Annotated in this window: 5 protein-coding genes; 2 read left to right on the top strand and 3 right to left on the bottom strand. The window is 39.8% G+C overall.

Features of this window, described 5'->3' with window-relative positions; translation table 11 throughout:
- Positions 1-298, top strand: a 298-nt coding sequence (locus tag H5079_RS17960) for a zinc ribbon domain-containing protein (RefSeq protein WP_182684604.1), incomplete at its 5' end; no start/stop codon positions are given.
- Between the two features lie 242 nt (positions 299-540).
- On the opposite strand, the gene H5079_RS17955 is transcribed toward H5079_RS17960, so the two are convergent.
- Both H5079_RS17955 and proB read right to left on the bottom strand, forming a co-directional pair.
- A complete protein-coding gene (locus H5079_RS17955) occupies positions 541-1,788 on the bottom strand; it encodes a glutamate-5-semialdehyde dehydrogenase (RefSeq protein WP_182684603.1) in 1,248 nt (415 codons plus the stop codon).
- Complete coding sequence (gene proB, locus H5079_RS17950) at positions 1,785-2,891, bottom strand: glutamate 5-kinase (protein WP_182684602.1); 1,107 nt, start codon at positions 2,889-2,891, stop codon at positions 1,785-1,787. The genes H5079_RS17955 and proB overlap by 4 nt, the downstream gene beginning before the upstream one ends.
- Positions 2,892-3,754: 863 nt before the next feature.
- On the opposite strand from proB, the gene H5079_RS17945 reads away from it, so the two are divergent.
- On the top strand, positions 3,755-5,602 hold the full coding sequence (locus tag H5079_RS17945; RefSeq protein WP_058372400.1) for a sodium:proton antiporter: 1,848 nt from the start codon (positions 3,755-3,757) through the stop codon (positions 5,600-5,602).
- 79 nt (positions 5,603-5,681) lie between these two features.
- On the opposite strand, the gene H5079_RS17940 is transcribed toward H5079_RS17945, so the two are convergent.
- Positions 5,682-6,320 carry a tetratricopeptide repeat protein gene (locus H5079_RS17940; RefSeq protein WP_182684601.1) on the bottom strand — a complete coding sequence of 213 codons (639 nt, stop codon included), beginning with the start codon at positions 6,318-6,320 and terminating at the stop codon, positions 5,682-5,684.
- Positions 6,321-6,553 lie beyond the last annotated feature (233 nt).

The following is a 6,553-nucleotide window of genomic DNA, read 5'->3' as shown; positions in this document are numbered from 1 at the left end:
TAAACTCTATCACGAGATTGGCAGGTTTGAAAAATCCACTGGGGTTTGTTCTGAATGCGGCCAACATCATGTTTTAACATTGAACGACAGATATTTCACATGTACGGCTTGTGAAACTTACCAAAGCCGAGACTTGTCAGCGGCTAAAAGCATAGCAAAAACAGGTGAATTAGATTTGATTGCGGCTGGAATCGTCGCAAGGGTTACCCCCACATCTCAGCAGAAATTAGCCATTAAAACGAAAGTCTTCGAGCTATCGAAGTTTGCTGTTGGAACTGAGAAAAAAGAAGCAGCCTAGTCTCTAAGTCAAGGCTGTAGAAGCCCATTGATCGACACGGAGTGGCGTCGATGAGTAGTTCACCTTAAGTTTCACTCTGTATTTAAACCCCAAAATATACGCCATATAGCTAACGCTATTGCACGCTTTTTAATTTTACTGGCTAGCGAAGTAGAGCCTAAGTTAGTTTATTGCACAAAAAAGCCGAGCTGCAGCTCGGCTTTTGAAATTCATAATATGTTTTGTCCTGGAATAAACTAAGTTTATTCGCGGATCTGACCGTCGCCATTAACTAAATACTTTTCAGTAGTTAGTGACTCAAGGCCCATAGGTCCGTAGGCATGTAGCTTAGACGTTGCAATACCAATCTCGGCACCTAAGCCCAGTTGTGAACCGTCTGAAAAACGCGATGAAGCGTTAACAGTTACTACCGAAGCATCAACACTACGTTGGAATAACTCTGCCGTAGCAGCGTTTTTAGTACAAATTACTTCTGTATGATGCGAACCAAATTGCGCTATGTGCTCTACAGCTGCCGCAAAACTTGGAACCACGCGAATGGCTATTTCTAAATCTAAATACTCTTCACCAAATTCATCGTCGCCCAGTACTGTTGCATTGTCAAAATACGTAGCTGCTTGGCTATCGGCATTAATTTTAACGCCTTCTTGACGTAACATTACCGCACACAAGTTTAAAAACTCATCGGCAATATCTTGATGTACAACTAAGCCCTCTAAAGCATTACACACGCCGGTGCGTTGCGTTTTACCATTAAGCAGTAGGTTAATTGCCACTTCAAGGTCGGCGTCTTTATCAACATATAAATGACATACACCTTTAAAGTGTTGGATCACTGGAATTGTGCTGTTTTCGGTTACAAAGTTTATTAACCCTTCACCACCACGCGGTATAATTAAATCAATGCTGTCACGTTGCTGCATTAGTTCCATTAATAAGCCACGATCGGGGTCAGGAATTACCGAAATAAGTGCCTCTGGTAAATTATGCTTTGCTAGCACGCTGTGCATTACGCTAGCGATTGCTTGTGAGCTTTTTAGTGCTTCTTTACCGCCGCGTAAAATAACGCTATTACCCGATTTAAAACACAATGCACCCGCATCTGCGGTTACATTTGGGCGCGCTTCGTAAATCATACAAACTACGCCTAGTGGTACGCGCATTTTACGAATTTTAATGCCATTTGGACGCTCGGTAATATCGCGTAGCTGACCAACCGGATCATCTAAGCTTACTATCACTTCGATGCCTTCAGCCATTGCTTCAACACGTTCATCGTTAAGCGTTAAACGGTCAACCATTGCTGCTGCTAAGTTATTGTCGCGTGCCGCGGCTAAATCGCTTTCGTTTTCTTTAATAATAAATGCTTTTTCTGCACGTAGTGCTGCAGCCATGTCCAATAGCACTTTATTTTTTGTCTCGGTATCGAGTAACGCTAACTGATGAGCAGCTTTTGCTGCCTGGCGTGAAATATCCGTAATTAAACTCATGACTTCTCCAATAATGCGATATGTTTTTCAGATATAACAGGTCCAATTGAGTCCTGCATTTTTTCGCTGAATTCACTCTGTTCGTTGTCAGCAATAAAGCTCAACAAACAGCTACTATAATTTGCGGTTGCTTTGGCTAAACGCGTACCATCTTCACTGCGTACTAAAATAGTGTCACCAATTGCGAACTCGCCATGCACGGCCATTATTTCATCGCCACGAATACAGCCTGTTTCGCCTTCGAGTGACTTATCAAACGAGCCATCTACAACAACTTCACCCTGCTCATTTGCAGTGTGCGTCATCCAATGTATAGAATCTTGCATTGGTTTTTCGTATGGTAAGAAAATAGTCCCAGGGTTTTCACCTGCAAGTAAACGCGTAAATGTCTCTTCTTTAAAGCCGTTAATAATATAAGTTGAAATCCCATGTGAGGTTGCTTTTTCAGCCGCTTCAATTTTGGTTTTCATACCGCCTGTACCAACTGCGCTAGTTGCACATCCTGCCATAGCATAAATAGAGTCATCAATTGATTTTATTTCAGGCAGTAAAATAGCATCGTCATGCAAGTTAGGGTTTTTATCATATAACCCATCCACATCTGAAAATATAAGCAGTGCGTCTGCATCAGCTGCTGCTGCAACCATAGCAGATAAGTTATCGTTATCACCTACTTTTAGATCATCGGTTGTTACTGCATCATTTTCATTAATAATAGGTAACACGCCGTGCTCAAGTAAAGTAAATACAGTTTCGCGAATACTTTGATAGCGTTCATGATCACGTAAGTCACCGTGGGTTAATAATAATTGAGCTGATGGAAAGTCAAAAAACCTATCCCACATTGCTATCATTTCTGTTTGACCTGCGGCAGCCATTGCTTTTTTCATCACGACTGAACGTGCTGTATCTGATGGGAACAAATGTGCCCCCGCAGCAACTGAGCCTGACGAAACTAAAATAACTTCAATACCACGAGCACGACAGCGAACAATAAACTGTGCAATGGTTAATATGTAACGTGAACGGCAGCCATCTTGATCCGGTGCAATTAAAGCACTACCTACTTTAAGTACTATACGTCGCCAATTTAACTTATTCATAAATGTTCAACTTTCCATTTTATTTGCGCTCATACAATGTGATGAGCTAAAACTAGTTAGCTAGGTTTAAAACATAGCTTCGAATTTGGTTTATCATTTAAAAACACTTTTTTACACACGCAAAGCGACTCTATCTAAAACTGTTGTTATAGATTTAAGCGCAAGTACTAAATAGCAACAACTCAACGGTGTTGAATAGTACTAACAAAAAATTTAAAAAGTGTTGTTTATGTATCGCTGTAAAAGCTGTGTGTGGCTTTTTTATTAACAACATACATAGAGCCTCTTAAGTCAGATACACCAACAGATAGGGTGATGACTTAAGGACCGAGATTTAACCGCCACGATGGGGGCTAAATATTGAAAGGTAATAATTCAACTCAAACCTTTATTTATTTAAATAGTTAAATAAACTTGTTTAGCAAAATCATACCAAAGAGTTCGGTAAATGATATTTATACTGCTCAAACCCTTAAATCACTACAAAACAGTATTATACCGCTTTAATGTGACTCTAATATTAATAAGTTATTATTTTAAAATAACCACTTAATTAGACAACTAATTATTTGAACACGAAGCATAATACGCTAAAACTGCAGGTAAAATCAAGGTTAAAATTCAAACTAAGTAAAATGCAGCTTGTTTTTCGAACTGTTTTTATATTAATTATCAAAAAGTTAAATCCTTTTTGTAGGGTATTTATTAAAATTACTGATAAAATAACAGACTTTAAAACCCGTAATATCTGATAAACAGCTAAAATTCTATTAGCAAAATTTAACTTATCCGTGTATACCCCTGTATTATAATTAACATAAGTTATACTTTTATCTATCATATTCACAAGGAATTCTTATTCTATGTCAGCAATTTATATAGCCGGTATCGCACTTTGCTCCGTGCTTGCCCAGTGGGTCGCATGGGCGTTTAGAGTCCCTGCTATTCTGTTTTTATTGCTTACAGGACTATTATTAGGGCCATTTACTGGCGTACTAGATCCTGACGCGCTTTTAGGCGATTTACTCTTTCCTGTTGTGTCACTCAGCGTTGCTATTATTTTATTTGAAGGCTCTCTCACCCTGCACTTCAGAGAATTAAAAGGCATCAGTAAAGTAGTCAGAAACCTGTGCTCTATTGGTATGCTCACTACGTGTATAATTATTAGCTTTAGTGCCTATTGGCTGTTAGAGCTTAACTGGCGGGTAGCTGCTGTGCTCGGCGCTGTACTTGTTGTAACGGGTCCTACTGTTATTGCCCCTTTGCTAAACTCTATGCGACCAACTCAAGACATCGACCGAATACTACGCTGGGAAGGCATTGTTATAGACCCTATTGGTGCTCTTTTTGCCGTATTAGTTTTCGAAGCCGTGATGTTGGTTGGCGAAGGTCAAATATTTAGCCATACCATTATTGCGCTAGTTAAAACCTTAGGTGTAGGCTTAACAATTGGTGTTGTTGCAGGTTGGCTTACTACACAACTTATGCGCCGAGAGTGGCTACCATTTGAGTTGCATAAGTTTGGCATTTTAGCCCTAGTGCTTATAAGTTTTTCAGTGTCTAATCACTTAAGCCATGAATCAGGTTTATTAGCGGTGACTGTATTTGGTATTTGGCTTGCAAACCAAGATGATTTAGAAATTGATTCGGTGCTTGAGTTCAAAGAAGATCTATCGATGATTTTAATCTCAACACTGTTTATTTTACTTGCAGCAAGGTTAGAACTCTCTGATTTAATGATGCTAGATAGTGACGTTTTTATATTTTTAGCTATCGTGCTATTTATAGCTCGCCCTGTGTGTATTGCAATATCGACTTTTGGTACTGACCTACCAATGAAGTCACGCTTAGTACTCGCTTGGATTGCGCCACGCGGTATTGTTGCCGCAGCTGTTGGTTCTGTATTTGCGCTGAGCATGATGGAAGCTGGTGTTGCTGATGCAGAAAAAATGGTGCCGCTCATATTTACCGTTATTATTATTACCGTGGTGCTGCAAAGCCTAACTGCCATCCCTTTAGCTAAACTGCTTGGTGTACGTCAACCATCACCAAGTACCATTTTAATTATTGGTGCAAACCATGTATCGCGTGCTATTGCGCGTGGCTTAAAAGATCAAAATATTCCTGTGCATTTATCTGACCCTGCATGGGAAAACTGTAAAATGGCCCGTATGGATGGCTTGCCTTGTTACTACGGTAATCCGCAATCTGAACATGCTGAGCGTTACTTGCCTTTAACCACTATTCGTAGTGTGTTGGCACTGTCACCAAATCGCCATCACAATGCGCTAGGTGTACAGTATTTTTCTCACTTACTTAATGATAAAAATGTGTTTTCGCTACGCTCATCTTCATCGCATGCTAAAGCGAATAAAGACAGCGCGACTTTCTTATCGCGCCAAATTTTATTTGGTGAAAACGGCTCTTATGCACGCTTAAGCAGTGTGATAGCGAAAGGCGGTAAAGTAAGTGCTACCCGTATTTCTGATGAGTTTAGCTGGGAGCAATATCAAGAAATGAACCCAGAGGCAATTCCACTGTTTATTCTCAAAGGGGATAAAGATGGCGATGACGATGCGCCAGTTAAACTTAGACCCTTTACCAGTGATATGGAAAAACCACCGCAAGAAGGTGAGCGCATTGTTGCTTTGCAACCGGCTAAAATATCACTACTAAAAGATTCACAAGCAAAAGCTAAAGAAGAAAGTTAACACTTTTATTAAAAACTAATAAAAAGGCCTAACTCGCAAGAGTTAGGCCTTTTTAGTGTATTTTGGTATATCAATATGCTTACATAGGTAGGCGAGCACGAGCCACAACGCTGGCTGGCATTTTTTCGGCTAACTGAGCTAATAAATGCGCAATTTTTTTATGTGTATTGGCATCTGCAACCTTGGCATTAAATAACCAACGATACATATCTTCAAAGTCGCGTGGACTGCCGTAGCCTTGGTTAAATAACTTAACTAAGCGAAACTGCGCTTTTAAATTTCCCTGCGATGACGCTTCACGCAAATAAGTGATTGCCATTGCTTTATCTTGTTGTACCAAACGCCCAATGTCGTAGTAACGCCCTAACTGCTCTAAAGCCGCTGCTAAGCCCTGCTCAGCCGCTTTTTGCATATAGTACACACCTAACTCTACATCGCGACCAACACATACGTTATAGGCTAGCATATCGCCATATAAAAACTGATACGATGGTAATGCCATTTTATTGGCTCGCGCTTCTATATCTTGTACTAACTGGCAATCATCTGCCTTAACCCGGGCTAAATGGGTGTTTTTATTAATTAGCGAAATTAACTCAGTCTCAGTATACAGTGGCACTGCTGCTGCCGTTTCTTCTGCTAAGCTATTGCTGCTCATCAATAAAGAGAGTGTCATTAATGGTAATAACAAAACTGAATGACTAAAAAGTAACTGCATCTTTATCACTTATAAAAATAAACCTATTAAATACTATACAAAGATCGTTCCAAAATTAATATTTAACCTGAACTCTAGTTAAGAGGTTTACTAACGTATTGAATCATAGTTATATTTAATTTTATTTTCTCTAGCCAGAGGTTTTCAGTGAAAACAAGGCGAATTTACGCGTCAATAGCTGGCCTATTGCAAGTAAATTCAACGCAGTTAGCGCTGAAAATAGCTGCTTGAGA

Origin of the sequence: Pseudoalteromonas sp. SG44-5 (assembly GCF_014164175.1) — a bacterium.
Classification (GTDB): Bacteria; Pseudomonadota; Gammaproteobacteria; order Enterobacterales; family Alteromonadaceae; genus Pseudoalteromonas; species Pseudoalteromonas nigrifaciens.
Note: the sequence above shows the minus strand (reverse complement) of the source record. Positions and strands in the feature narration are given on the sequence as shown.

Bases quoted from the DNA above. Each gene is read 5' to 3' on its own strand.
- H5079_RS17955 (WP_182684603.1), bottom strand. From the start codon at position 1,788: ATGAGTTTAATTACGGATATTTCACGCCAGGCAGCAAAAGCTGCTCAT.
- proB (WP_182684602.1), bottom strand. From the start codon at position 2,891: ATGAATAAGTTAAATTGGCGACGTATAGTACTTAAAGTAGGTAGTGCT.
- H5079_RS17945 (WP_058372400.1), top strand. From the start codon at position 3,755: ATGTCAGCAATTTATATAGCCGGTATCGCACTTTGCTCCGTGCTTGCC.
- H5079_RS17940 (WP_182684601.1), bottom strand. From the start codon at position 6,320: ATGCAGTTACTTTTTAGTCATTCAGTTTTGTTATTACCATTAATGACA.